Below are 25,837 nucleotides of genomic sequence, written 5' to 3' on the forward strand. Positions count from 1 at the left end.
GCGGGCCCGGTCTCAGTGGCGGTGGACCGGCAGGCCGCGCTGGGCGGCGGTCAGCAGCTCGTGCATCCGGTGGCCGAAGTCCTCGGTGTCCCGGGCCGGTTCGGGAAAGGCCAGGCGGACGTCGCGGTGGCCGTGCGGGTGGTCCAGACGCAGCACCAGGCCGTAGCGGTCCAGGGCGAGCGGGCGGACGGCCGGGTCGTGGGTGAGCACGGCCGGGTCGAGCAGCCGGGTGAGGAGGTCGAGCGCGTCGGCGTGGTCGTCGGCGAAGTGGGTGAGCATCGCGGCCTCGTGCCGGGCCAGTGGGTCGGGGCCGGCGCCGGCGAGGTCGGCGGCGGTGACCGCCCGGGTGCCGTACGGGGTGGCGAGGACGGCGTGGGCGACGTCCACCCGCAGGTGCGCGCTGAGGCCGTCGTCGGCGAGGTGGGCGAGGTGGAGCCGGCCGGCCAGGGTGAGGCGGGCGCGGACCCGGTCGCGCACGGCGACGGGGGAGACGTCGGTGACGTCCACGACGACGGCGAGGCCGTCGTCGGCGCCGGCGGCGGCCGTGGTGAGCGGGTCGTCCAGGGCGCAGCGCAGCCGCAGCCGGGAGCCGTGCACGGAGACCGGGGTGTCCAGGTGGTGGTGCTCGCCCAGGGCGCGGACGCTGAGTGAGGAGGTCGTGCGGAGCAGGCTGTGGATCCGTTCGGCGGTGGTGGGCTCGGGGACCTCGGTGTCGCCGGTGGGCAGGCTCATGGGGCGGACCTCCAGTTAGTTAGGTGAGCCTAACCTAATATCCCCGGGTGGATGGGGCAAGCAGGCGGAAGGGCCCGGACGCGCGGGTGGCGTCCGGGCCCTTCGGGGTGCCGGTGCGTCAGCCGATCACGGCCTGGGCGTCGATCTCGACCAGCATCGGCTCCTGCGGCAGCTCGACGAAGACGGTGGTGCGGCACGGCTTCACGCCGCCGGGCTTGATGTTCTCGTCGATGAACTCGGCGTAGACCTCGTTCATCAGCGGGAAGTCGGCGCGCTTGGTGAGGTAGACGCGGAACATCACCACGTCCTCGATGGTGGCGCCGCCGGCCTCGACGATGGCCTTGACGTTCTCCAGGGTGCGGCGGGTCTGCGCCTTCACGTCGCCGTGGTGCAGGTACTCGCCGGTGGCCGGGTCCTGCGGGCCCTGGCCGGAGACCTGGAGGATCGGGCCCTTGCGGACGCCCTGGGAGAACATCCAGGCCGGGGCGGGGGCGCCGTCGGTGCGGATCTCGGTCTTGGTGGAGGACATGGGTTCCTTACTCTTTCCTGATGGTCCGTCAGTTGCGTTCGGGCCGACCGCAGTCGGCCGAGACGGCGCGGGTGGTGGCGAGCAGCTGCGGGAGCAGGTCCAGCACCTGCTCGTACGGCAGGACGACGTCCGGGACGGAGATGGAGGCGGCGGCGACCACCCGGCCGCTGGCGTCGCGGATCGGTGCGGCCACGCAGTTGATGAAGGCCTCGTGCTCGGCGTGGTCCTGCGCCCAGCCCTGGGCGGCGACCTTCTCCAGCTCGGCGAGCAGCGCCTCGGGGCCCGTCAGGGTCCGCTCGGTGTGCCGGACGAAGTCGATCCCGGCCACCACCCGGCGCCGCTCGGGCAGCGGGAGGTCGGCCAGCAGCACCTTGGAGACGGCCGCGCTGTGCAGGGCGGCGCGCAGGCCGATCCGCGAGTACATCCTGACCGGGTGGCGGGAGTCGAACTTGTCGATGTAGACCACCTCACCGCCCTCGTACGCGGCCAGGTGCACGGTCTGGCCGGTGGCGGCGTTCAGCTCGGCCAGGTGCGGGGCGGCGATCCGGCGCACGCCGCGCTGCTCCAGGGCCAGGCCGGAGAGGGCGAAGAGGCCGGCCCCCAGGTGGTAGCGGTAGGTCGCGTCCCGGTAGACGAACCGTTCCTCCTCCAGGCTCTGGAGCAGCCGCAGCACGGTCGTCTTGTGGACGCCGAGCACCTCGGCGAGCTGGTCGAGGGAGCGCTCGCCGTCGCCGAGTTCGGCGAGGATGCGCAGGGCGCGGGTGACGGTCTGACTCATCGTGCTCCGCTTCGAGGGTGGGGTTCCTGCTCATTGTGCCCGGGACCGGTCGGCGGACGGCGCCCGGTCGGCCGGGCGGACCGGATCGGCGGAGGGGGCGGGCGCGGCGGCGCGGCGGGCGGCGGCGGTGTCCAGGGCGGGGCCGGTGATGCCCTCGGCGGTGACCCGGGTGGCGGCCCACTGCCCCGGGGAGGCGTCGAGCAGCGCGGCCACCACGGCGGCGTCCGGCAGCTCGGCCTGGTCGCCGTGGGCGGTCAGCGCGCAGGCGGCGCTGAGGTGGCCGAGGCGCAGTCGGCGTCGCTGGTCCAGGCCGCGGACGGTGCCGGCCAGGTAGCCGGCCGCGAAGGCGTCGCCGGCGCCGGTGGCCTCGACCACCTCGACCGCCAGGGCCGGCTCGGTGACCGCCGTGCCGTCCCGCTCCAGGGCGGTCACCTGTCGGGCGGCGTCCTTGACCACGACGGTCGCCGGGGAGGGGAAGCGGCGGCGCAGGGCGGCCGGATCGCCGGTGCCGAAGGCGGCCTCGGCCTCGTCGGAGCCGAGCAGCAGGAGGTCCGCGGCGTCCAGCAGCGGCGGCAGCACGGCCGGGTCGCGGTCGCGCCAGAGCGAGGGGCGCCAGTTGAGGTCGAAGCTGACCGTCCGGTCCGGGCGGCGGTCGGCGAGCAGGGCGCGCAGCAGGGCCAGGCAGTCGTCGGAGAGCGCGGCGGTGATGCCGGACAGGTGCAGCAGCCGGGCGCCGGCCAGCAGGGCGCCGGCGGCCGGGTCGGTGAGCAGTTCGGGGGAGAGCGCCGCGGCCGCCGAGCCGCGCCGGTGGTAGTGCAGCCGGCTGCGGCCGGGGCCGAGGTCGTGGCGGTGGCCGGTGGTGCCGCCGACCTCCTTGAGGTAGAGGCCGGTCGGGCGGTGCGGGTCGACCGCGACCCCCGAGACGTCCACCCCCCGGGCGGCGACCTCGGCGAGCAGCCGGCGGCCGAAGCCGTCGTCGCCGACCCGGCTGATCCAGGCGCTCGGCACCCCGAGCGCGGCCAGGGCGCCGGCCACGTTGGACTCGGCGCCGCCGACGGACAGCCGGAAGCTGCCCACCGACTCCAGCGGGCCCGGACGGTCCGGCAGCAGGACGGCCATGGACTCGCCCACGCACACGGCCGTCGGGGGAGGACCGGGGCGGGTCGGGCCCTGGGTGTCCTGTCGCGGCATGTGCGGGGCTCCTCGTCTGCGGCCGTTCCGTCGAGAGCGGGCCCACCGGGTCGACTCCGCCGCACGTGAGCGCCGCACGGGAGCCGACCCCGTCGACCGGGAGTCAGGTCCGTTGACCGTGATCCGGCGCCGATGCTAGAACCGTGCTGCCAGCATGTGCAACCCTCGTTGCGCATGTTGCAACCTGTGCGGATGGAGGAACACGGTGGAGCAGACCTTCGCAAGCGGTGCGAACGGGCCGGGCATCGCCCGCGGCGCGGTGGCGGCCCTGGCCGACGAACCGCTCGACTGGCGGTTCAAAGCCGCCCCACCCGCCTCCTGGGGCCGCACCACCCGGGAGTGGCTCGCCACCGGCCCCACCCTCTCCTCGCTCGGCACCCCGCTGCTCACCCTCGACGGCGCCGCCCTCGACCACAACGTCCGCACCATGGCCGACTGGTGTGCCGAGGCGGGCGTCGCGCTCGCCCCGCACGGCAAGACCACCATGGCGCCCGCCCTCTGGCAGGCCCAACTCGACGCCGGCAGCCACGGCATCACCCTCGCCAACCTGCCCCAGGTGCGGATCGCCCGGGCCTTCGGAGTGCAGCGCGTCCTGCTCGCCAACACCCTGCTCGACCCGGCCGGACTGGCCTGGCTGGCCGACGAACTCGCCGCCGACCCGGGCTTCGCCTTCCTCTCCTGGGTCGACTCCGTCGAGAGCGTGCCGCTGATGGACGAGGCGCTGCGCGCCGCCGACGCCGAGCGCCCGGTCGAGGTGATGGTCGAACTCGGCGGGCCCGGCGGGCGGACCGGCGCCCGCGGCGTGGACAGCGCCGTCGAGGTCGCCGCCGCGGTGCTGCGCACCCCCACCCTGCGCCTGGCGGGCGTCGGTGGCTACGAGGGCGCGCTCGCCCACGACGCCTCGGCCGAGGGGCTGGCCGCCGTCCGCGGCTACCTGCGGCAGCTCGGTGAACTGCACGGCCGGCTCGCGAGCGCCTACCCGGACGGCGCCCGGCCGGTGGTCTCGGCCGGCGGCAGCGCCTACTTCGACCTGGTGGTCGAGGAGTTGGCGGACCTGCCGGAGGCGTTCGTGGTGCTGCGCTCCGGGGCCTACATCGCCCATGACGACGGCTTCTACCGGGGCATCTCGCCGCTCTCCCGGGGCGGCGGCGAGGCGTCGTTCCGCGGCGCGCTGCACGGCTGGGCCCGGGTGGTCTCCCGGCCCGAGCCGCAACTCGCGCTGCTCGACGCCGGCAAGCGCGACCTGCCCTTCGACGAGGGCCTGCCGGAGCCGCAAAGAGTGCGCGGCGGCGCGGAGTTGACCGGGACGGCGGCCCGGATCACCGCGCTCAACGACCAGCACGCCTTCCTGCGCGACGCGGGCGACCTCGCGCCGATCGGCGCGGTGCTGAGGCTGGGCGTCTCGCACCCCTGCACGGCCTTCGACAAGTGGACGGCGATCCCGGTGCTGGACCGCGCGGACGCGGCGGAACCGAAGGTCACCGGCCTGGTCAGGACGTTCTTCTGATGTCCGGCGAGAGAGCGGCCACCGAGGGCGGACCGGGCGTGACGGTCTTCCGGGGCGCGACCGTCGTCGACGGCACCGGCGCGCAGCGCTACCGGGCGGACGTCCGGATCGCCGACGGCCTGATCACCGGGATCGGCCACGGCCTGGCCGCGCCCGAGGTGGTGGACGCCGACGGACTGGTGCTGGCCCCCGGCTTCATCGACATGCACGCCCACTCCGACCTCGCCCTGCTGCGCGAACCCGAGCACCCGGCCAAGGTCACCCAGGGCGTCACCTGCGAGGTCCTCGGCCAGGACGGCCTGTCCTACGCCCCGGTCGACGGCGTCACCCTGCCCGCGCTGCGCCGCCAACTCGCGGGCTGGAACGGCGATCCGGACGGCTTCGACTGGGACTGGCGGGACGTCGCCGGCTACCTGGACCGGATCGACCGCACCGGCGTCGCCGTCAACGCCTGCTACCTCGTGCCGCACGGCACGCTGCGGATGCTCGCCATGGGCTGGGCCAACCGGCCGCCCACCCCGGCCGAACTCGACCGGATGCGGCAGGTGCTGGCGAAGAGCCTGCTGGACGGCGCGGTCGGCATGTCCAGCGGCCTCAGCTACACCCCCGGGATGTACGCGGACACCGCCGAACTGGTCGAGCTGTGCACCGTCGTCGCGGCCTACGGCGGCTTCCACGCCCCCCACCAACGCTCGTACGGGGCAGGAGCGTTGGAGGGCTACGCGGAGATGCTGGAGATCGCCCGGCGCAGCGGCTGCGCCCTGCACCTGACCCACGCCACGATGAACTTCGGGGTCAACCGGGGCCGGGCCGGCGAGCTGCTGGAGCTGCTCGACGAGGCGCTGGCCGACGGCGTCGACCTCACCCTCGACAGCTACCCCTACCTGCCCGGCTCCACCACCCTGGCCGCCCTGCTGCCCAGTTGGGCCACCGAGGGCGGCCCGGCCGCGACGCTCACCCGGCTCGCCGACCCGGCGCAGTGCGCCAGGATCCGCTACGAGGTGGAGGAGAAGGGCAGCGACGGCTGCCACGGGGTGGTCACCGACTGGACGACGATCCAGATCTCCGGCGTCCGCTCGGACTCGCTCGCCGGCGCGGTCGGCCGGACCGTCGCCGAGATCGCGGGCGAGGAGGGGCGGACCGGCACCGAGGTCTTCCTGGACCTGCTGCGCCGCGACGAACTGGGCACCACGATCCTCCAGCACGTCGGGCACGAGGAGAACGTCCGGGCGATCATGCGCCACGAGGCGCACACCGTCGGCAGCGACGGGCTGCTCGTCGGCGCCCGGCCGCACCCCCGGGCCTGGGGCACCTTCCCGCGCTACCTCGGCCACTACAGCCGGGAGTTGGGCGTGCTGACGCTGGAGGAGGCGATCGCCCGGATGACCGGGCGCCCCGCCGCCCGGCTGGGGCTGCACCGGCGCGGCCGGATCGCCCCCGGCCACCACGCCGACCTGGTGCTCCTCGACCCCGACACGGTCCGGGACACCGCCACCTTCGAGGACCCCCGGCAACCCGCCGAGGGCATCGAGTACGTGTACGTCAACGGCACCGCCGTCGTCCGGCAGGGTCGTACCACCGGCGCCCGCCCCGGGCGCGCCCTGCGCCGCACCGACCGAGGAACCCTGGCCCTATGACCGAGCTCTTGGCCCCGACCGATCTCCCGCTGCTGCGCGACGACCCGGTGATCGCGGTGGTCCGCGCACCCCGGATACCCGACGCCGCCGCGCTCTGCGCCGCACTCGCCGAGGGCGGCATCAACCTGACCGAATTCACCTACACCACACCGGATGTGACGGATCATCTGCTCCGGGCATCCAAGGCCGGCTGGCGGGTCGGCGTGGGGACGGTGCTGACCGCCGAGCACGCCCGGCGCGGGGTCGAGGCCGGGGCGTCGTTCCTGGTCACCCCCGGCTGCCGCCCGGAGGTCGCCGAAGCGGCGGCCGCCGCCGGGGTGCCGGTGGTGCTCGGGGCGCTCACCCCGACCGAGGTCGCGTACGCGGTGGACCTCGGTGCCGCCGCCGTCAAGATCTTCCCGGCCCGGGCGTTCGGCCCCGGCTACTTCAAGGACCTGCGCGGCCCGTACCCGGACGTCCCGCTGGTGGCCTCCGGCGGGGTGAACGCGGGCAACGCCGCCGAGTTCCTGGCGCACGGTGCGCTCGCCGTCTGCGCGGGGACGGACGTGGTGCCGCCGGACGCGGTCGCGGCGGGGGACTGGGCGGAGATCACCCGGCGGGCCCGGGCGTTCACGGCGGCCTGCGCGGGCAAGGGCTCGTAGCGGCGGTCCCGGCGGTCCCGGCGGTCCCGGCGGCCCCGGCGGCCCCGGCGGCTCCGGCGGCGCGGCCGGGGCGAGGCGGGCTGTCGGGCCGGCCGGGATTGGACGAGAATCGGGGGCACCCCGGCTCGGCCCCGGCCGAGCCCGCACCGGCTCAGCTCCCGCCCGGCCAGCCCCGGGCCCCGGATCCGGCAGGAGGAACCGCCCATGACCTCGACCCGCCCCGGCCCCGACTGGCTCGCCGACGCCGTGCTGTACCAGATCTACCCGCAGTCCTTCGCCGACTCCGACGGCGACGGCATCGGGGACTTCGCCGGCATCGCCGAACACCTGGACCACCTCGCCTGGCTCGGGGTCGACACCGTCTGGCTCAACCCCTGCTTCACCTCGCCGTTCCGCGACGCCGGGTACGACGTCTCCGACTACCTCACCCCCGCCCCGCGCTACGGCACCGCCGAGGACCTGGCGGCCCTGGTGGAGGCGGCCCGGAGCAAGGGCATCCGGGTCCTGCTGGACCTGGTCGCCGGGCACACCTCCGACCGCCACCCCTGGTTCCTGGCCTCCGCCGAGGACCCGTCCGACCACCGGTACATCTGGTCCGACCGCCCGGTGGACGGCTTCGTGGCCTCGCCCGGCAGCCGCCCCGGCTGGTACCGGCCGAACTTCTTCGACTGTCAGCCGGCCCTCAACTTCGGCTACGCGCAGAACAGTCCGGCGGAGCCCTGGCGGCAGGCGGTGGACGCGGACGGGCCGCGCGCCAACCGGGCGGCGCTGCGCGGGATCATGGCGCACTGGCTCGGCCTCGGCATCTCCGGCTTCCGGGTGGACATGGCGTACTCGCTGGTCAAGGACGACCCGGGCAAGGTGGAGACCGCCAAGCTCTGGACCGAAGTGCGCGACTGGCTGGACCGCACCCACCCCGAGGCCGCCCTGCTCGCCGAGTGGGGCGACCCGGCCACCGCCGTCGCGGCCGGGTTCCACGCCGACTTCTTCCTGCACTTCGGCGGCGCGGACCACGGCCTGCCGCTGCGCTCCCTGTGGAACAACAACGGCGGGACGGTCGAGGAGTTCTGGCGCCAGGAGGCCTGCTACTTCGAGGCCGAGGGCCGGGGCACCCCGCAGCCCTTCCTGAACGCCTGGCGCTCCGCCGCGGTGCTCACCGAGGGCAGCGGGCAGATCGTGCTGCCCACCGCCAACCACGACTTCTCGCGGCTGGCCACCGGTCCGCGCACCGCCGGGCAACTCGCCCCGGCCTTCGCCTTCCTGTTCACCTGGCCGACCCTCCCGGCGGTCTACTACGGCGACGAGATCGGCATGCGCTACCTGCCGGGCCTGCCCGACACCGAGGGCAGCGTGCTCGGTCCGACGTTCAACCGGGCCGGCTCGCGCACCCCGATGCAGTGGACGCCCGGCCCCACCGCCGGCTTCTCCAGCGCGCCGCCCGAGCGGCTGTACCTGCCGGTCGACCCGGACCCGCACCGCCCGGACGTGCTCTCCCAGCGCGCCGACCCGACCTCGCTGCTGCACACCGTCCGGCGGCTGATCGCGCTGCGCCGGGCGCACCCGGGGCTGGGCTCGGCCGGCGGGGTGGAGGTCCTGCACGCCGGGTACCCGCTGGTGTACACCCGCGCCGGGCGGTACCTGGTGGCGGTCAATCCGCGCCGGGAGCCGGCCTCCGTCCGGCTGCCGGGCCTGCCGGGCCCGTCCGGCCTGCCGGGGGAGGGCGCCGGGAAGCCGGCGGGCTTCCGGCCGCTGGAGGTGCAGGGCGTGCGGGTCGCGGACGGGGAACTGCGGGCGGACGGGTTCTCCTACGGGGTTTTCGAGCGCCGCTGAGCGCGGGCGGGGAAGCCGGGCCGAGGCCGGCCCGGCTTCCGATCGATGTCGGATGGTTGTAAGCTACATCGATAGATCGTTGCATTTGCCATCTGTATTGGTTGCATTTGCCACCTTCTCGCGCGAATCGAGAGACCCCACCGGAGGACGGTACGAACCCCATGAGCACACCCCGGAACCCCGCCGCAGCGCCCACCCTGGGGCACTCGCTCAAGCACCTGGCCATCCACCTGCTCACTCCGCTGCTGATGTGCCTGGGCATGGCGCTCGCCTACCAGGGCGCCTTCCACCAGCCGGAGCCGCACCACCTCAGGGTGGCCGTGGTCGGCACCACGCCGCAGGCCCAGGGCCTGGCGCACGCGATCCAGGGCAAGGCCGGGGACGCGCTGGACGTCCGCACCGTGGACGACCGGGCCGCCGCCGAGCAGCAACTACGGGACCGGAGCCTGGTGGGCGCCTTCGTCCCGGACGCCAGGAGCCCCGAGCTGATCGTCGCCAAGGGGAACTCGGACACCTCGGTGGTTGCCGCCACGGCGGTGTTCACCAACGTCACCGACCAGCAGGGCGTGCCGCTGCACGTCACCGACCTGACCACCCCCACCGAGGGCGACCCGACCGGTCAGGGCCTGTTCTTCCTGCTGGTGGCGCTGAGCATCGGCTCGTACGCGAGCGTCGCGGTGATCGGCGCGGCCGGCGCGGCGCTGAGCGTCCCCGTCCGGGCGCTGGTCGGGGTGGCGGTCTCGCTGGTGGTCAGCGTGATCGGGATCGTCACCGCCGGGCCGGTCTTCCACGTGGTCGACCACCAGTACGCGGCGATCTGGGCGCTCGGCTGGCTCTACTCCGCGGGCATCGTGCTGATCGGCACCGGCCTGCACAGCTTCCTGAAGAAGTGGACCACGCTGGCGCTGATGGTGCTGTTCGTGATGCTGAACTTCACCTCCTCCGGCGGCATCTACCAGCCGGAGCTGCAGAACGGCTTCTTCGGCGCCCTGCACGGCTTCTGGACCGGCGCCGGCTACCTGGAGGGCGCGCGCAGCATCCTCTACTTCGACGGCGGCGCGGGCCTCGGCGGGCACCTGGCGACCCTGCTGGTCTGGCTGCTGCTCGGCGGGGCGGCCCTGGTGGCCGCGGCGCTGTACGAGGGCCGCGGGCGCCGTCCGGTGGAGACGCCGCAGGAGGCCGAGGAGGAGATGGAGGAGGCGGTCGCGGTCTGACCACCCCCTCGGAGAAGCTCCACCCGGGCCACGGGCATCGGTACCGGATGGGGATCGGCGGCCCGCGTCCGGCTCTGGACAAGCCGGACGCGGGCCTCAGCCACTCACCGGTAGGCGGCCTGCCCGGTCAGCGCCTGGCCGACCACCAGCGTGTGGATCTCGCTGGTGCCCTCGTACGTCAGCACCGACTCCAGGTTGTTGGCGTGCCGGATCGGCGAGTACTCCAGCGAGATGCCGTTGGCCCCGAGGACCGTCCGGCACTCGCGGGCGATCGCCAGCGCCTCGCGCACGTTGTTGAGCTTGCCGACGCTGACCTGCTCCGCCCGCAGCCGCCCGCCGTCCTTGAGCCGGCCGAGGTGGACGGCCAGCAGCGCGGAGTTGCCGAGCGCCAGCGCCATGTCGGCGAACTTGCGCTGGGTCAGCTGGAATCCGCTGATCGGCCGGTCGAACTGGACCCGCGAGTCCGCGTACCGCAGCGCCGCCTGGAGCGAGTCCCGGGCGGCGCCGACCGCGCCGAACAGGATGCCGAACCGTGCCTCGTTCAGGCAGGACAGCGGGCCGCGCAGCCCCTTCGCCTCCGGCAGCCGCGCCTCGGCGGGCAGCCGGACGCCCTCCAGGTGCAGCTCGGAGGTGACCGAGGCGCGCAGCGACAGCTTCTGCTTGATGTCGCGGGTGGTGAAGCCGGGCGTGCCGCGCGGGACCAGGAAGCCGCGCACGCCGTCCTCGGTGTTCGCCCAGACGGTGGCGACGTCCGCGATGCCGCCGTTGGTGATCCACGTCTTGGTGCCGTCGAGGATCCAGTCCGAGCCGTCGCGCACCGCGCGGGTGCGCATCCCGGCCGGGTTGCTGCCGAAGTCCGGCTCGGTGAGCCCGAAGCAGCCGATCGCGGTGCCCGCGGCGAGCCTGGGCAGCCACTCCTGCTTCTGCTCCTCCGAGCCCCACCGGTGGATCGAGTACATCGAGAGCGAGCCCTGGACCGAGACGAAGCTGCGGAAGCCGGAGTCGGCGGCCTCCAGTTCGAGGCAGGCCAGGCCGTAGGAGACGGCGTTGGTGCCGGCGCAGCCGTAGCCCTCCAGGTGCATGCCGAGCAGGCCCAGGGCGCCGAGCTCGGGCGCGAGTTCGCGGGCGAAGTGGGCGTTGTCGAACCACTCCGGCAGGTGCGGGCGGACCCGGTCGGCGAGGAAGCGGGCGACGGTGGCCTGGATCTCGCGCTCCTCGTCGGTGAGCAGGGTGGCGAAGTCGATCAGGTCGAGCGGGTCGGACATGGCAGTGGTGGTGCGGTGGGCGGTGCTCATGGGCGGTCCTCGGGGTCCTTGTGGTGCGGGTGCTTGCCGTGCGGGCGGCCGTCGTACGGTTTCGCGTCGTGGACGGGCAGGCCGTGGACGGGCAGGTCGTGGGAGGGCAGGTCGTGGGAGGGCGGTTCGTACGGGGCGTCCAGCCAGACGGTGAGTTCGGCGGTGTGCTCGCCGAGCCCGGGCGGGGGCAGGTGGTAGCGGGGCGGGGTGCGGGAGAGGCCGATCGGGTTGGCGACCAGGTCCAGCGGGCGGCCGTCCGGGCCGGGCAGCGGGGCCCGGGGGTTCAGGCCGAGCGAGTCGGCGAGGGCGAAGGCCTCGGCCAGGTCGTTGACCGGACCGCAGGGCACGCCGAGCGGGGTGAGCACCGCGAACCACTCGGCGGCGGTGCGGCGTTCGAGCCGGGCGGTGAGTTCGCGGGCCAGCGCGTCCACGTGGGCGACCCGGTCGGAGTTGGTGGCGAAGCGAAGGTCGGCGGCCAGCTCGGGCGCGCCCACTCCCCGGCAGAGCGCGGCGAACTGCCGGTCGTTGCCGACCGCGAGGACCAGTGGACGGTCGGCCGCGGTGAACACCTCGTACGGCGCGATGGACGGGTGGCGGTTGCCGAGGATGCCCGGCACGGCGCCGGCCAGGGTGTAGCCGGCGGACTGGTTGACCAGGCCGGAGAGCAACGTGGAGAGCAGGTTCAGCTCCACCAGCTGGCCCCGGCCGGTGGTCTCGCGCTCGCGCAGCGCGGCCAGCACGCCGACCGCCGCGTGCAGCCCGGTCAGCACGTCCACCAGCGCGACGCCGGCCTTCACCGGCTCCCCGGGCGCCGGGCCGGTCACCGACATCAGACCGCCGACGGCCTGCACCAGCAGGTCGTAGCCGGGCAGTTCGGCGCCCCGGCCGGAGCCGAAGCCGGTGATCGAGCAGTAGACCAGCCGCGGGTTGAGGCCCTGGGCGCTCTCCGGGCCGAGCCCGTGGCGGGCCATCGTGCCGGGGCGGAAGTTCTCCACCAGCACGTCGGCCCGGCGGACGAGTTCGACGGCGCGGGCGTGGTCGGCCGGGTCGCGCAGGTCGAGGGTGAGGGAGCGCTTGTTGCGGTTGACGGAGAGGAAGTAGGTGGCCTCGCCCTGGGCGTGCGGCGGGCCCCAGGCACGGGTGTCGTCGCCGGTGCCGGGCTGCTCGACCTTGATCACGTCGGCGCCGAGGTCGGCCAGCAGCATGGTCAGGTAGGGCGCGGCGAGGACCCGGCCGAAGTCGGCGACCAGGACGCCGTCGAGGGGCAGGCTCATGCGTCCGCTCCCCGTCCGGTCGCGTCGCCGGAGGGTGCGTCGCCGCGCAGGTGCGGGCGGGCCAGCAGCAGGTAGAGGCCGCCGGCCGCGAACACGACCACCGCCGAGAGCAGCACCAGGTAGTTGTCGTACCAGGCGGCGTCCGGGGTGCGGCCCCAGCAGATGTTGACGATCGCGGCGACGCCGTAGACCAGCGCGCCCACGTTCACCGCCAGGCCCCAGCGGCCGAGCCGGAAGTCCCCGCTCGGGCGCCAGCCGCGCAGCCGGGCCCGCAGGGCGGCCAGCACCACCATCTGGAAGGCCAGGTAGATGCCGATGCTGGAGAAGGAGATGATCTTCGTGAGCGCCCCCTCGGAGAGCGCCGAGGCACCCACGATGATCACGCCGGGCAGCGCCGCGGCCAGCAGCAGCGCGTACGGCGGCACCCGCAGCCGGTCCGAGACGGTCGCCAGCACCCGGCTGCCGACGATCATCCGGTCCCGGGCGAAGGAGTACGCGAGCCGGCTGGCCGCGGCCTGGAGGCTCAGCACGCAGGAGAGGAAGGAGATCAGCACCACGCCGATCACCACCCGGGCGCCGGCCGCGCCGAACGCGTCGTGCAGCACCCTGGCCACCGGGTCCTTGTCGTCGCCGGAGACCACCGCGCCGATGTCCTGGATCGACATCACGAGGGCCAGGCTGACGCCGATCGCGGCCGCGCCGCCGACGTAGATGGTGCGCCGCATCGACTTGGGGATCTGTCGACCCGGATTGGGCACCTCCTCGGCGACGTCGCCGCAGGCCTCGAAGCCGAAGAACAGGAAGACCGCGATCAGCCCGGCGGCCAGGAAGGCATCGGCGTAGCTGCCGTCGCCGCCCGCGCCGAAGCGGTCGAAGACCACGCCGAGACCGTGGTAGCGGTGCGTCAGCAGCAGCCAGGCGCCGACCGCCAGGGCGCCGAGCAGTTCGGCGGCGAAGCCGAACACCGCCGCCGCCGACAGCACCCGGGTGCCGCCGAGGTTGATCACGGTGGCGAGGGCCAGCAGGCCGAGCGCGCACCAGACGGTGGTCGCGGTGCTCGGCTCGACGCCCAGCAGGACGGCCACGTACGGGCCGGCGCCGTAGGAGACCGCCGCGATGGTGGACATCAGGGCCAGCAGGTAGACCCAGCCGGTCAGCCAGCCCCAGGTGCGGCCCCAGAGCCGGCGCGCCCACGGGTAAACCCCGCCGGCCACCGGGAACTGGGCGACCACCTCGCTGAACACCAGGGCCACCAGCAGCTGGCCGAGGCCCGCGATCAGGAAGCTCCAGATCATCGGCGGCCCGGCGGTCTGGAGGGAGGTGGCGAAGAGGGTGTACACGCCGACGACGGGGGAGAGATAGGTGAATCCGAGCGAGAAGTTCGCCCACAGGCTCATGTCGCGCTTGAACTCGGAGGTGTAGCCGAGGGCGGCCAGCCGTTCGGCGTCCGGGTCGGGGGAGTGGAGGGTGGCACGTGCACTGGCATCGGTCATGACCAGCTCCTGGGAACGTGTCGTGATGCGTGGGGAGCACTACGGGGTTGACGCTCGGGCCGAGGTTGCGGGAAAACATACGAGATTGAGTTTCAAGCGGCAAGGGTGCGCGCTCGGCCGGAGGTACCCTGCCGGGAGGCATCCGGCCGGACGGGGATCCGGCGACTGCGATCGGAGAGGGGCGGCGTGACGACCATCGGCGGTGCGACCCCGCTGCTCAGCGCCGTGCTCGCACCGCTGACCGACCTCGGGCGCGCCGACGCGGTGGCCCGCCGGATCACCGAGGCGATCGCCCTCGGACTGGTCGCCGACGGGGACCAGCTGCCCAGCGAGAACGACCTCGCCGACCAGCTCGGCGTCGCCAACGGCACCGTCCGCGAGGCGCTCGCGCTGCTCCGCGAGGCCGGACTGATCGAGACCCGGCGCGGCCGCAACGGCGGCAGCTTCGTCCGCACCCCCGCCGAGGGCTCGGAACGCCTCCAGCTCGCCCGGCTCGGCGACCTCGCCACCGTGGACCTGCGTGACCTCGGCGACGAGGAGCTGGCCGTCTCCGGCACCGCCGCCAGGCTGGCCGCCGAACGCGCCCCCGCCGACCTCGGACCCCGGCTCACCCGGCTGGTGCACGAGCTGCGCGACGCCACCGGGCCGGCCGAGCAGCGCCGCGCCGACGCCCGCTTCCACATCGAACTCGCCGTCGCCGCCCAGTCGGTGCGGCTCACCCAGCTCGCCGTCCGGCTCCAGGCCGAACTGGGCCCGCTGCTCTGGCTGCCCGCCCCGTACGGGCCGGACCAGGAGCGCTTCGCCGAGCAGCACCGGGAGATCCTGGTCGCGGTGCTGGCCGGTGACGCGGCGGGCGCCCGGGCCGCCGCCGAGGCGCACGCGGTGGCCTGTGTGCACCATCTGGTCCGGCGGCACCTGGAGTTGGCGGACGACGGCTGAGCCGGGGCCGTGCCGTCGTTCCCGGAACCCTCCCTCGCCGCCGGAGCCGTCATGACCAGCACGTCCAGCCTCACCCTGCCCGAAGCCGTCGAGCCCGTGGCTCTTGAGTCCGGAACTCCTGAGCCCGCGGTGCCTGAACCCGCAGCCCCTGGGCCGGTGGCTTCCGGGCCCGTGGCCCCCGGGGCCGATGCCGCCGATCCGGCCGCGGTCGAGCGGTGCGCCCGGCGGATCGCCGCCGTCGTCGACTCGGTGCTCGCCGAGCTGGACGGGCTGCGGGCGGCCGCCGCCGACTGCTGGGCCCGGGCGGCCGACGACGGGCGCCGACCCGCCGCCGGCGAACTCGCCGCGGTGCACGGGGCGGTGAGCGAGCTGCTCGCCCGGCCCGGCTCGTGCTGGTTCGGCTGCGGGGCGGTCGCGGCGCCGGGCGCGCTCGCCGACGCCGAGCTGCACGTGGAGTGGTGGTACCGCGGCGCGCGGGGGGCGGGGGAGCGGCGGCTGCGGCTCGCGCTCGACCCGGCGGACGCCGAGTTCTACGACTACCGGGCGCTGCCCTGGTTCGCCCGGCCCCGGGACGAGGGGCGGCCCGCGGTGGCCGGGCCGCAGGTGGACCTGCTCTGCGCCGACCGGTACGTGCTGTGCTGCGCCCGTCCGGTGGTCGTCCCGGGAGCGGGCTTCGTCGGGGTGGCGGCCGGGGACGTCCCGCTGGCCGCGCTGGAGCGGTTGCTGGTGCCGCCGCTGCGGGCGCTGCCCGGTGAGGCCGCGCTGCTCGACGGCGAGGGGCGGGTGCTCGCGGCGACCACCGCGGCCCTGCCGGTGGGTTCGCTGGCGCGCGGGCTGCTGGCGGACCCGGCGGTCGGGCGCGCCACGGTGCCGTCGGTGGCGGTGGACTGGACCGTGGCGCGCGGCTGAGAACGGCGACCGGAGGACGGGACGGGCGGTATGACCTTCATGTGTGAAGGTATTAATCGTTCCGCTTCCGGCGACCGGGCGGCTCGCTGAAGCAGCAGTCCCCGCAGAGCCCGGCGCCCGGCCCGGCGCGGTAGTAGAGGCAGCAGCTGTTGCGCCGGAACGCCGTGCCGCGCGGGCCGGTGCGCAGGGTGCCGGACCCGGACAGTGGCGGACGGTCCAGCAGCTCCGCGGCCAACGCCCGTGCGGCGCCCGGCGCATGGGCGTCCAGCACCCGCAGCGTGCCGGCCAGCGCGGACGCGGCGTTGCCCAGCAGCAGGCGCGAGGAGAGCGGGGCAGCGGCCCGTACGGCGGTCGCCAGCGGCTCCAACCGGCCGATCAGAACGGCCTGGTGGAGTTGGTCGGCGAGGGTTCCGGCGGCCGGACGGGCGGGCTCCGGCGGGCTCCACAGATCGATCGGGCCCTGGTCCGGAATCCGCACCCAGGCGTCCTCCAGGGTCGGGACCGTCCCCAGCAAGACGGCCGAGCCGAGGCCCACCGACCAGAAGCGGGCGGCCAGCCCCAGGTGCAGGATCGAGGCGGCGACCCGGGGCTCCCCGGTGCCGAGCCGCCGCGCCACCACCCGCAGCCGGGCCGCCAACGGCGCGTCCGGCCCGGTGCCGTGGAGCTCGGCCAGCGGCCGGAAGCCCTCGGGGGGCTGCCCGGCCCGTTCGGACGGGGCGGTGTCCAGCGCGAAGTACGGCCCGACGGCGGCGAGTCGGGCGTAGTCCGGCGGCCGGCGATCGGGCCCGGGGTTCAACGGCCCTCCCCTGTGCGGTCGTTGAACCCCGGGCCGGCTGGTGGGGGCATGGTCGGAAGGTCGGTCGGAAGGTCGGGGGACAACGGGGCCTCCAGGTCCTCGGGTGCGGGGTGGCGGCGCGCGTCCCCGCACCCTGCCCGAGAGGCCCTGGCGGGACCGCTCGGCCCGCTTGGTCCGCTCGGTCCGCTCGGTCCGCTCGGTCCGCTCGGCCTGGGCGGTCCGACGAGGCCGGGCGGTCCGGTGTCGGTGGGCCCCGGGATCAGCCGCGCACGGAGAAGTCGCCACTCGTCGTGCGGACGAACGGTACCGTGCCCTGGCAGTCCGACACCGGCTGGCCGAACACGCCCCAGACCCAGCCCATCCGGTCCCCGCGCCGCCCGTCGTCCTCCACCGAGATCGAGACCTTCTTGCCGACCAGTTCCACGCCCGGGAACCACGGCGCCTCGCCCTTGGTGATCACCCCGGTGGCGATCGCCTCCCGGCCGCCGACGGCCAGGCAGCCGATGTCCCCCTCGAAGTCGGCGACCAGCCGGCCGTCGGCGCGCACATGGCGGACGTGGAAGTGGCCGGTGGTCGTGCGCGGATCGGTGTTGGTGGCGGCGCGGGCGTCCACCGAGATCCGGACCGGGTCGCCCTCGAAACCCGGGAAGGCGGCGGTGAGGACGGTGTCGCCGGTGCCGCGCACGCTCACCGCCCCGAAGTCGCCGGCGGCGGCGCCTGGTTCGGTGGTGCCCCGTTCGGCGATGGGGGCCGGTGCGGCGGCGCTGATCCCCGGAGCGGTGACGGCAGGCGCGGCCGTGACGGCCGGCGCGGTGGTGACGGCCGTCGCGGCCAGCAGGAGGAGCGAGACGGCGACGGTGGTGAGGCGGCGTTCCATGACGGTTCGTTCTCCTTCGGCGCTGCTGTTTTCCGGTGCCACAAGCTTGCTCCCGTCCGGCCCGCGCGCACCTCCCAGCACGGAGGGGAGTCGGCACCGTGCCGCTCCCTCCCGTGGAGGAGGGCCTCCTCCCCCGGGGGAGCTGCCCGTAGGCTCGGCCGGGTGCGCACCGACTCCCCCTCCGCCCGCCCCGGCCCCCCGCGGTCGCGATCGGTCCGGATCCGCCGGCAGCTCGCCGCCGCCCCCGTGCTCGCCGTGCTCGCGCCGGTCCTACTGGCCCAACCGGACGCCCGCGCCGCGGCCCTGCTGCTCGCCCTGACCGCCGCGCTCGCCGTGGCGGCGGCCACGCTGCCCTGGCCCACCGGGCGGATCACCCTCGGCATGGCCGGCGCGGTGGTGGCCACCGCCTCGCTGCTGGTCGACCTGCTCTACTCCGGGCCGTTCCGGCTGCCCGCGTTCTGGCTGCCCTTCGAGTGGCCCGCCCTGCTCGGGCTGCTCTTCCGGGCCGTCCGCAGGCTGCCCGACCGCTGGGCCGGACCGGTCGGCGGGCTGCTCGGGCTGGCGGCGCTGGTGCTGCCGCTCCGGTTCGCCCTGCGGGTCCCCCACGGCGGCGCGGCCTGGCCGGTGGCCGGGATGCTGCTCTCGCTGCTGCCGGTGCTCCTCGTCGCGGGGGCGGCCCTCTACCTGCGCGTCCTCGACATCCGCCGCGAGCGGGCGGTGGACCGGGCCCGGCGCGAGCAACGACTCGAAGTCGCCCGGGGGCTGCACGACTTCGTGGCCCATGAGGTCACCGGCATCGTGCTGGAGGCCCAGGCCGGCCAACTCCCGGGCCAGGACCCGGAGGAGACCGTCGCCCTGCTGCGCCGCCTAGAGGAGGCCGGGCTGCGGGCGCTGGACTCGATGGACGAGATGGTCGGCGCCCTGCGGGAGCCGAGCGGCCAGGGCGACGGAGCCGGAGAGGACGAGCGGGCCTCCACGACGACCACCCGGCGGCAGGGCCTGGCCGACCTGCCCGAACTGGTCGCCCGCTTCGGGGCCACGGGCACTCTGCGCGCCACCGCGCACCTGGCCCCCGACACCGCCGGGCGGCTGTCCGCCGAGGCCGAGGCGACCGCCTACGCCATCGTCCTGGAGGCCCTCACCAACATCCGCAGGCACGCCCCGAAGGCCACCGAGGTGACCGTCCGGGTCGCGCCCGGCGAGGCCGGCGCGGTCGAGCTGACCGTCACCGACGACGCCGCCGGCCCGACCGGCACGCCGCTGCTGCGCCGCCGCCCCGGAGCCGGCGGCACGGGCCTGGCAGGCCTCGCCGCCCGGGCCGCCGCCCACGGCGGCTCGCTGACCGCCGGACCCGGCACCTCCGCGGGCTGGCGGGTCAGCTGCTCGCTGCCGGGGCGCTGAGGGGCCCGAGCGCTGAGGTGCCGGGTCGCCGAGGTGCCGGGGCACCGGGGGCCGGGGCACCGGGGTGCCGGGTCCGGCGGGGCAGGTGCCCGGTGGCGCCGCCTCCGGGCACCCGGCGCCACCGGGCGAACGCGTCGCAGGTCAGTGCCCCCGGCCGCCGCCTCGGGCGCCGCGCGGGCGGGTCAGGGTGAAGCGGTCGACCGGGACGAGCTCCCCGTACGGGCCACTGACGGAGTAGTAGGTGACGCCGATGGTGGTCTGCCCGTTGCGGCCGCCCGGATCGACGTCGAAGGACGCGAAGCCGTACGGGTTGTCGGCGTCCCGGAAGGCGGACCAGGGAGCGTCCTCGATCACGTACACCGGCGGGCGCTTGCCGGTCGCCGGGTCCACGGCGCCGACCCCGGTGATCACCCGGGCCTTGGCCGGGCTGAAGAAGAGCTGGTTGGACGGGGCCGAGGTGCCGCCACCGCCGATGACCATGTGGACGGTGCCCTTGGTGGTGTCGATGGTCCCGGTGTTCGTGGAGACCGGGATGGGCGTGCGGGTGTCGGTGGGCTGCTGGCCGCGGATCGGGTGCGAGCGCTCGTAGTGGTGCTCGTGGCCGCAGACCACCAGGTCCACGCCGTACTTGTCGAACAGCGGCACCCAGGCCTCGCGGACGCCGAGGTCGGCGCCGTTGAACTTGTCGGCGGTGGAGATCACCACCTGGTGCATGCAGACCACGATCCAGTCGATCCCCGGGTCCGCGTTGGCGGCGATCAACTCCCGCTCCAGCCAGCGCTGCTGGGCGCCGCCGGAGTACCCGTGGACGTAGCTGTTGCCGCCGTCCTGGTAGGCCACGTCGTCGTTGTTGAGGCTGATCACGCGCACCGAGCCGGCCGTGAACGAGTACCACAGGCCGCTGGTCTCCGCGTCGGAGCGGGCGTCCGGCAGCTCGAAGTACGCCTGGTAGGCGCCGAAGCCGATCGGGCCGTTGCCCTTCTCGTTCTCGTGGTTGCCGGCCGCGGGCATCCAGGGGCGGTGGCGGGCCGAGCGGCTGTTGTTCTCGAACCAGTCGGACCAGGTGCGGACACGGTCGGTGGCGATGTTGGCGTAGCAGAGGTCGCCGTTGAGCAGGTGGAACAGCGGGGCGATCCGCTCGACCCCGGCGGTGGTGTCGCCGGCGGCGGGGCTGCCGAGGTTGTCGTTCACGTAGCCGTTGGCGGTCTTCTTGCCGAGGGTGGGGGTGCCCTGGTCGCCGAAACTGGTGAAGGTGAAGGCGGCGCGGCCGCGCGGGGCGGTGCGGACGGTGCCGAGCTCGGGGGTGGTGCCGTCGTGGACGGCGGCGTAGACGTAGTCCGTGTCGGCGTGCAGGCCGGTCAGCCGGGCGTGGTGCACCTGGACCTCGGTGCCGGAGGCGGCGTCCCGGTAGGTGCGGGTCGCGGCCTGCACCGTCCGGCCGAACCCGCTGTTCGAAGTCCCGTACATCACACGCGGGTTGGCGACGGACTTGGTGGTGTGCCAGGAGACCACCACCTCGCGGGAGGCGTCCGAGCCGAACTGGAGGTGCAGACCGGCCACGCGCGGTGCGCCGGAGCGGCCCGGCCGCTGCCAGAGCACCGGGGAGGCGGCGGCGGGGGTGGCCGACAGGCCGGAGAGGGAGACGGCACCGCCGAGGCCGACGCCGGTCGCACCGGCCAGGAGTCCGCGCCTGCTGACCGGGAGACGTCCACTGGAATCGTTCATGGCGGCCAGCTCACCGGACGAAGGTGAACCGCGCCCGGTCCGCCACGTGAACTTTCCCGCCCGGGGGAGCGGAGCGCCCCCCGGCCTCGGACTCACCGGCTCACCGCCCGACCCGGTCGGCGGGCTCACCGGCTCACGGGCTCACGGGCTCACCGTCTCACGGGCGGAACACGGGAACGCGTCCACGGGGCCGAGGGGATGCTCCGTGGACGCGCGGAACCTGTGAGGCTGGGGTGGCCTCCGGACATGGTGTCCTCTGGCCGGTAGTTCGATCGTCGACCGAGGTACCAGCGGCAGACCCTGATCCGTCTCGATCTGTCGCCACTGCCTCCTGCGGTCGAACTATTTCAGCTGCCTCACAGGTCCACCTCCCATGATGCGCCTCCCGCGCGCGGTGCACCAGGGGTGTACGGCAGGAATCCGGGCAATTCTCGCAAGCCGGGCAGCCGGGCCCTCAGGAGCTCGGCCAGCCGTCCACGAAGGCGAGCGTCCGCCGGTACGGCCCCTCGGGGCCGGTGCTGCGGTACTCCTCGGTGCTGCTGCCGGTGCGGACGGTGCGGTCCCCGTCGTGGCGCCGGGCGGTGGGGCGCAGGGTGTGGTCGACGGTCGAGCGCTCGGTGACGCGGCCGCCGGTCGCCGCGGCGGCCTCGCGGTGGTAGCCGAGGTCCATGGTGGTGGTCTGGTCGGTGTTGCCGGCCGTGTCGCGGCTCACCAGGTAGCGGACGTCCAGGGGTTCGCCCTCGTGCACGGTGGTGGTGCGGCGCGGGCCGCCGCCCCAGGTGGCGGTGGTGCGGGTGAGGTCGGTGTCGTTGTGCAGGGTCACGTCGTTGCCGGTGTCGCGCAGTTGCTGGACGGAGCGGAACGCGAGTTCGTCGCGGACCTCGGTGGTGATCCGGCCGTGCGAGGTCTGAACCCAGCCGCGCGCCAGGTCGTGCCGGGCCGCGGTGACCGTCCAGTCGCCGCTGCCGCCGCCGTGGTCGGCCAGTTCGGTGCCGACGGCGGCCTCCGGGGCGACCCGGTGGTCGGTGAGCTGCCCGGTGGTGCGGGTGGCGCCGTGGTCGGTCTCGGCGAAGAGGTTGACCTGGCCCGTCCAGGCGTCGTTGCTCTGCGCCTCGGCGGTGTTCACGGTGACGCCCACGGTGTGCGGACGGCCGTCCAGCAGCAGCCCGACGTACGGGGTGAGGTCGAGCCGGTACGTCGGCAGGTCGAAGGCGAAGACACCGGGGACGGGCCGCCAGAGCAGCGGGTCCCAGCCGCCGGTGTAGATCACCGGGTACGGCCATACCGCGCCGGCCACCCGGCCGTCCAGGGTGAGCCGCAGTTCGCGGAACGGGCCCTTGCCGCAGATCCCGCTGCCCGGGTTGGCGGCGGCGAAGGCGTCCGGCGCGGAGGCGTACGCGAACTCCTCGCAGGCGCCGCCGCCCCGGGCGTAGACCTCGGCGGTGAGGCGTTCGAGGTTCTGCGGGAAGGTGAGCTCGCGCCCGGCGGTGGGGGCGGCCTGGGTGAGGCCGAACGGCCCGGTGGTGAGCAGCCGGTCGGCGGTGCGGGCGGCCGGCCAACGGTCGTTCGCCGTGTAGAAGGTCAGCTCGGCGCTGATGGTGAAGACACCGGTGTAGGTGGCGTCGGTGACGTTGGCGAGGTCGAAGGAGAACTGCTGCGGGCCGTCCGAGAGGAGCGGGGCGTAGCGGGTGACGTCGTGCTCGACGTTCCACGCGATGCCGTCCTTGGAGGGCTCCGGCGTGGAGGAGAGCAGGACCTGGACGCCGCCGACGCGGACGCTGAAGATCCGGTCGAACTGCCGCCCCGCGACCTGCCCGTGGAGGTCCAGGACCACCGCGGACCAGGGACCGGCGCACTCGGTGGGCGGGGTGAGGGTGGCGGTGTACGGGGTGTCCGGCGGGTTGCCGTACCCGTCGCGGAACTCGCGCTCGTGCATCACCTCGACGGTGCAGGAGCGGGTGTCGGGGCGGGTCAGCGGCCGGGTGGCGGTGACCGGGTCGTGGTAGTCGGTGCCGAAGTCGGCGTGGGCCGGGCCGGCGGCGGTGAGGGTGCCGGCCAGGGTGAGGACGGCGGCGCCGGCCAGAGCGGCGGCGCGGCGGAGCAACGGGCGCAGGGCCAAGGCGGGTTCCCTGGGTCGGGCGGCCCGCGCGCGGGCGTCGCGGGCCGGTCGGATGATCCGGGAATCCTTTCGGTGGTGGCATGGCTGCGTCAAGATGTGAGGGCGTGGGCCCCGCCGCGTCGGCCCTGTCGCGGGGGCCGGCCCGGGGCTACTTCGGCACCGCGTCCTTGCGCAGGAAGTGCTTCAGCTTCTGCCAGGTCCAGGTGTTGACCACGTCCTCCGCGGTGAGCCACCCCCGCTGCGCCGTGCCGATGCCGAAGCGCGGGTAGGCGAGGTGGCCGGTGGCGTGCGCGTCGCTGTCGATCGTGAAGCGCACGCCGTGCCGCCTGGCCCGCAGGACGTCCTCGTCGCGCAGGTCGAGGCGCTGCGGGGAACTGTTGATCTCGATCGCGGTGCCGGTGCGCGCGGCGGCCTCGAACACCGCGTCCAGGTCGACGTCGATCGGCCCGCGGCTGCCGATCCGCCGGGTGGTGAGGTGCCCGATGACGTGCACGTACGGGTTCTCGCAGGCGCGGACCAGCCGGCGGGTCTGGGCGGCGCGGTCCAGGTTGAAGTGCGAGTGCACGGAGGCCACGCAGACGTCGAAGCCGGCCAGGAACTCCGGCGGCCAGTCCACGCCGCCGTCCGGGTCGATGTTCAGCTCGGTGCCGTGGAGCAGCCGCAACTTCTTGTGCCGGTCGGCGAGTTGGCGCAGCCGCTCGCGCTGGGCGAGCATCTTCTCGTCGGTCATCCGCTGCATGACCAGGTTCGGCGCGTGGTCGGTGACGGCGAAGTAGGAGTAGCCGCGGGCGGCGGCGGTGTCGACCATCTCCTCCAGGGTGGCCAGCCCGTCGGTCAGGTCGGTGTGGCTGTGCAGGTCGCCGCGCAGGTCCGACTCCTGGACCAGGTCCGGGAGTTCACCGTTCGACGCGGCCTCGATCTCGCCCCTGTCCTCGCGCAGCGGCGGCGCGATCCACGGCAGGCCGAGCGCCGCGTACACCTCCTCCTCGGTCTGCGAGACCACCTTCTCGCCGCTGTCCGCCTCGAACAGCCCGTACTCGGAGAGCTTCAGACCGGCCCGGACGGCCATCGTGCGCAGCTTGATGTTGTGCGCCTTCGAGCCGGTGAAGTAGACCAGTGCCGCGCCCCAGTCCTCCTCCGGAACGACCCGCAGGTCCACCTGGACGCCCTGGGTGGTGCGCACCGAGGTCTTGGTCGGCCCGCTGCCGATCACCTCGGCCACGTAGGGGAGTTCGACGAGCGCGGCCATCAGCGGAGCGGAGTCCTCGGCGGTCGCGAGCACGTCGATGTCACCCACCGTCTCGCGCATCCGGCGCAGCGAGCCCGCGTACGCGCAGCGGGTGCAGCCGGGCACGGCGGAGAGCGCGGCGACCAGTTGCTCGGCCAGCTCGGTGGCGGTGTCCAGCAGGGTGCGGCCGCCGGACTGCCGCATCAGCTCGATGCCGTGCAGGATCTTCTCGCCGCTGCGCTCGCCGAAGCCGGGCAGGTCGGACAGCCTGTCGGTGCCGGCCGCCGCGGCGAGTTCGTCCACCGAGGCGATCCCGAGGTCGCGGTAGAGGGTGAGTGCGCGTTTGGGGCCGACGCTGGGGACGGCCATCATCTCCCGCACGCCGGCCGGGATCTTGGCGCGCAGCGCCTCCAGGGCGGTGATCCGGCCGGAGGCGAGGAACTCGGCGATCTTCTCGGCGGTGGACTTGCCGACGCCGGGGATCTGCTGGAGACCCTTGACGTCCAGGCCCGCGAGGTCCTCGGGGTGGCCGCCGACCGCGCGGGCCGCCTTCTCGTAGGCGCGGGCCCGGAAGGCGTCCCCGCCGGTGATGTTGATCAGGTCGGCGTACTCCTGGAGCAGCTCCCTGACCTGGTCGTTGAGCCGGGGCATGGGGCAAGTCTAGGTTCGGTGGGGCGGTTTCGCCGGGTGTAGGGGCCTCGCCGGGGGCCCGGTCGGGTCGGGGACGGCGCGCGGCCGTCAGTCGTGGGCGACGGTCAGCAGCAGGACCACGGTCAGGCCGCCGCCGGGGCCGGTCTCCACCGCGAGCCGCCCGCCCGAGGCCAGCACCAGGCTGTGCAGGGCCGGGCCCGTCCGGCCGTCCCGCCGGGCGGTCGTGGACAGCCACTCGCGGGCCTCGGACGACTCGTGGGTGCCCCGGTCCGAGATCCGGATCTCCACCCGGCCGCGGTCCGCCGCCGCCCGTCCCCGCGCCCGCCGCCCGGAAGCGCCGCCCGCCACGCCGACCCGGACCAGCACCCGGCTGCCGACCGGGCTGCGCCGGATCGCGTGGTCGACCAGCCCGGCGACGGCGGCCTCCAGCCGTCGGGCGTCCGCGGCCACCACCGGGAGGCCGGGCGCGATCCGGACGGTGACGGCCGCCGCCCGGCCTCCGCCGCGCACCACCCGGCGGACCACGTCGGCCACCTGGACGTGCCGGGCCATCGGCTCGCAGCCGGCCTGCCGTCCGGTCCACCGCAGCCGTTCCAGCTCCGGGCGGGTGAGCGCCCTGGGTGCGGCCATCGCGCCGGGGGCCGACGGGCCGAGGCCCTCCTCGGCCCCGGTCGTCGCCGGCGTGCCCGGGCGTCCCGTACCGCCCCGGCGTCCCGTACCGCCGCGGCGGCTCGACCCGCCCCGGCGGCCGGCGCCGTCCGCGCCGGTGGCGTTGCCGCCGAGCGCGCCGGTGGCGTTGCCGCCGAGCGCGCCGAACGCGCCGAGCGCCCGGGCCCCCGACGCGACGTAGCCCCAGAGCCTCCCGCGTGCCATCGTCCTGCCCCTCGTGCTCCTCCGGCGGCCGTCCTCGACTCCGCGGCCGCCCGGGACGGGCCGCTTCCCGGGCCCTTCCTGCCAGCCTGCGCCTCGGCCGCGCGGGTGACAATCCCGTCCCGGGGCGCGGTCGGCCCTCCGGCCCCCGCCGAGCGGCCGGTCGGACACCCGCCGAGCGGCGGGGCCCCGCGGTGACCT

The 25,837-nt window shown here is 74.9% G+C and carries 21 protein-coding genes; 8 read left to right on the forward strand and 13 right to left on the reverse strand.

What is annotated here, in order from left to right; all coding sequences use genetic code 11:
* Window positions 1-12: 12 nt before the first annotated feature.
* From ACZ55U_RS14425 to ACZ55U_RS14440, 4 genes are all read right to left on the reverse strand, one after another.
* On the reverse strand, window positions 13-732 hold the full coding sequence (locus ACZ55U_RS14425; protein ID WP_465526078.1) for a DUF2470 domain-containing protein: 720 nt from the start codon (window positions 730-732) through the stop codon (window positions 13-15).
* 118 nt (window positions 733-850) lie between these two features.
* The gene (locus ACZ55U_RS14430; protein ID WP_465526080.1) at window positions 851-1,261 is read right to left on the reverse strand and encodes a RidA family protein; all 411 of its coding nucleotides are present in this window, start codon (window positions 1,259-1,261) and stop codon (window positions 851-853) included.
* Between the two features lie 28 nt (window positions 1,262-1,289).
* Window positions 1,290-2,039, reverse strand: a complete 750-nt coding sequence (locus ACZ55U_RS14435; protein ID WP_465526082.1) for an IclR family transcriptional regulator — start codon at window positions 2,037-2,039, stop codon at window positions 1,290-1,292.
* Window positions 2,040-2,069: 30 nt separating this feature from the next.
* Window positions 2,070-3,230, reverse strand: a complete 1,161-nt coding sequence (locus ACZ55U_RS14440) for a sugar kinase (protein WP_465526083.1) — start codon at window positions 3,228-3,230, stop codon at window positions 2,070-2,072.
* 205 nt (window positions 3,231-3,435) lie between these two features.
* On the opposite strand from ACZ55U_RS14440, the gene ACZ55U_RS14445 reads away from it, so the two are divergent.
* The 5 genes from ACZ55U_RS14445 to ACZ55U_RS14465 all read left to right on the forward strand — a co-directional run bounded on the left by ACZ55U_RS14445 (window position 3,436) and on the right by ACZ55U_RS14465 (window position 10,059).
* Window positions 3,436-4,737 (forward strand): type III PLP-dependent enzyme domain-containing protein, encoded by a 1,302-nt coding sequence (locus tag ACZ55U_RS14445; protein ID WP_465526084.1) that lies wholly within the window; start codon window positions 3,436-3,438, stop codon window positions 4,735-4,737.
* On the forward strand, window positions 4,737-6,374 hold the full coding sequence (locus ACZ55U_RS14450) for an N-acyl-D-amino-acid deacylase family protein (protein WP_465526085.1): 1,638 nt from the start codon (window positions 4,737-4,739) through the stop codon (window positions 6,372-6,374). Before ACZ55U_RS14445 ends, ACZ55U_RS14450 begins: the two co-directional genes overlap by 1 nt.
* Window positions 6,371-7,015, forward strand: coding sequence for a bifunctional 4-hydroxy-2-oxoglutarate aldolase/2-dehydro-3-deoxy-phosphogluconate aldolase (locus ACZ55U_RS14455; protein WP_465526086.1), 645 nt, complete (start codon window positions 6,371-6,373; stop codon window positions 7,013-7,015). Before ACZ55U_RS14450 ends, ACZ55U_RS14455 begins: the two co-directional genes overlap by 4 nt.
* A 204-nt stretch (window positions 7,016-7,219) precedes the next feature.
* Complete coding sequence (locus tag ACZ55U_RS14460) at window positions 7,220-8,845, forward strand: alpha-amylase family glycosyl hydrolase (protein WP_465526088.1); 1,626 nt, start codon at window positions 7,220-7,222, stop codon at window positions 8,843-8,845.
* Between the two features lie 161 nt (window positions 8,846-9,006).
* On the forward strand, window positions 9,007-10,059 hold the full coding sequence (locus ACZ55U_RS14465) for an ABC-2 transporter permease (RefSeq protein WP_465526090.1): 1,053 nt from the start codon (window positions 9,007-9,009) through the stop codon (window positions 10,057-10,059).
* A gap of 104 nt (window positions 10,060-10,163) precedes the next feature.
* Here ACZ55U_RS14465 and ACZ55U_RS14470 read toward each other — a convergent pair whose 3' ends face one another.
* The 3 genes from ACZ55U_RS14470 to ACZ55U_RS14480 are packed head-to-tail and all read right to left on the reverse strand — an operon-like array spanning window position 10,164 to window position 14,121.
* Window positions 10,164-11,354 carry an acyl-CoA dehydrogenase family protein gene (locus tag ACZ55U_RS14470; RefSeq protein ID WP_465526091.1) on the reverse strand — a complete coding sequence of 397 codons (1,191 nt, stop codon included), beginning with the start codon at window positions 11,352-11,354 and terminating at the stop codon, window positions 10,164-10,166.
* Window positions 11,351-12,628 (reverse strand): CaiB/BaiF CoA transferase family protein, encoded by a 1,278-nt coding sequence (locus ACZ55U_RS14475; protein ID WP_465526093.1) that lies wholly within the window; start codon window positions 12,626-12,628, stop codon window positions 11,351-11,353. Before ACZ55U_RS14475 ends, ACZ55U_RS14470 begins: the two co-directional genes overlap by 4 nt.
* Window positions 12,625-14,121, reverse strand: coding sequence for an APC family permease (locus ACZ55U_RS14480; RefSeq protein ID WP_465526095.1), 1,497 nt, complete (start codon window positions 14,119-14,121; stop codon window positions 12,625-12,627). Before ACZ55U_RS14480 ends, ACZ55U_RS14475 begins: the two co-directional genes overlap by 4 nt.
* 186 nt (window positions 14,122-14,307) lie before the next feature.
* Between ACZ55U_RS14480 and ACZ55U_RS14485 the strand changes: the two genes are divergently transcribed.
* Entirely contained in the window at window positions 14,308-15,060 is a 753-nt protein-coding gene (locus tag ACZ55U_RS14485) for a FadR/GntR family transcriptional regulator (RefSeq protein ID WP_465526097.1), read from the forward strand.
* A 156-nt stretch (window positions 15,061-15,216) separates the two neighbouring features.
* A complete protein-coding gene (locus ACZ55U_RS14490; protein ID WP_465526099.1) occupies window positions 15,217-15,969 on the forward strand; it encodes a cache domain-containing protein in 753 nt (250 codons plus the stop codon).
* Between the two features lie 52 nt (window positions 15,970-16,021).
* On the opposite strand, the gene ACZ55U_RS14495 is transcribed toward ACZ55U_RS14490, so the two are convergent.
* Window positions 16,022-16,765: a (2Fe-2S)-binding protein gene (locus tag ACZ55U_RS14495; RefSeq protein ID WP_465526101.1), complete on the reverse strand. Its 744-nt coding sequence runs from the start codon at window positions 16,763-16,765 to the stop codon at window positions 16,022-16,024.
* Between the two features lie 259 nt (window positions 16,766-17,024).
* Entirely contained in the window at window positions 17,025-17,642 is a 618-nt protein-coding gene (locus tag ACZ55U_RS14500) for a hypothetical protein (RefSeq protein ID WP_465526103.1), read from the reverse strand.
* 162 nt (window positions 17,643-17,804) lie between these two features.
* Here ACZ55U_RS14500 and ACZ55U_RS14505 point away from each other — a divergent pair, with 162 nt between their 5' ends.
* On the forward strand, window positions 17,805-19,043 hold the full coding sequence (locus tag ACZ55U_RS14505; protein WP_465526105.1) for a sensor histidine kinase: 1,239 nt from the start codon (window positions 17,805-17,807) through the stop codon (window positions 19,041-19,043).
* A gap of 141 nt (window positions 19,044-19,184) precedes the next feature.
* On the opposite strand, the gene ACZ55U_RS14510 is transcribed toward ACZ55U_RS14505, so the two are convergent.
* The 4 genes from ACZ55U_RS14510 to ACZ55U_RS14525 all read right to left on the reverse strand — a co-directional run bounded on the left by ACZ55U_RS14510 (window position 19,185) and on the right by ACZ55U_RS14525 (window position 25,639).
* Complete coding sequence (locus ACZ55U_RS14510; RefSeq protein WP_465526107.1) at window positions 19,185-20,768, reverse strand: purple acid phosphatase family protein; 1,584 nt, start codon at window positions 20,766-20,768, stop codon at window positions 19,185-19,187.
* 454 nt (window positions 20,769-21,222) lie between these two features.
* Window positions 21,223-22,887, reverse strand: a complete 1,665-nt coding sequence (locus tag ACZ55U_RS14515; RefSeq protein ID WP_465526109.1) for a peptide-N4-asparagine amidase — start codon at window positions 22,885-22,887, stop codon at window positions 21,223-21,225.
* Between the two features lie 148 nt (window positions 22,888-23,035).
* The gene (polX, locus tag ACZ55U_RS14520) at window positions 23,036-24,766 is read right to left on the reverse strand and encodes a DNA polymerase/3'-5' exonuclease PolX (RefSeq protein ID WP_465526111.1); all 1,731 of its coding nucleotides are present in this window, start codon (window positions 24,764-24,766) and stop codon (window positions 23,036-23,038) included.
* Window positions 24,767-24,853: 87 nt separating this feature from the next.
* Window positions 24,854-25,639: a histidine kinase gene (locus ACZ55U_RS14525; RefSeq protein WP_465526113.1), complete on the reverse strand. Its 786-nt coding sequence runs from the start codon at window positions 25,637-25,639 to the stop codon at window positions 24,854-24,856.
* Between the last annotated feature and the right edge of the window lie 198 nt (window positions 25,640-25,837).

The organism is Kitasatospora sp. NPDC034533 (genome assembly GCF_055575155.1).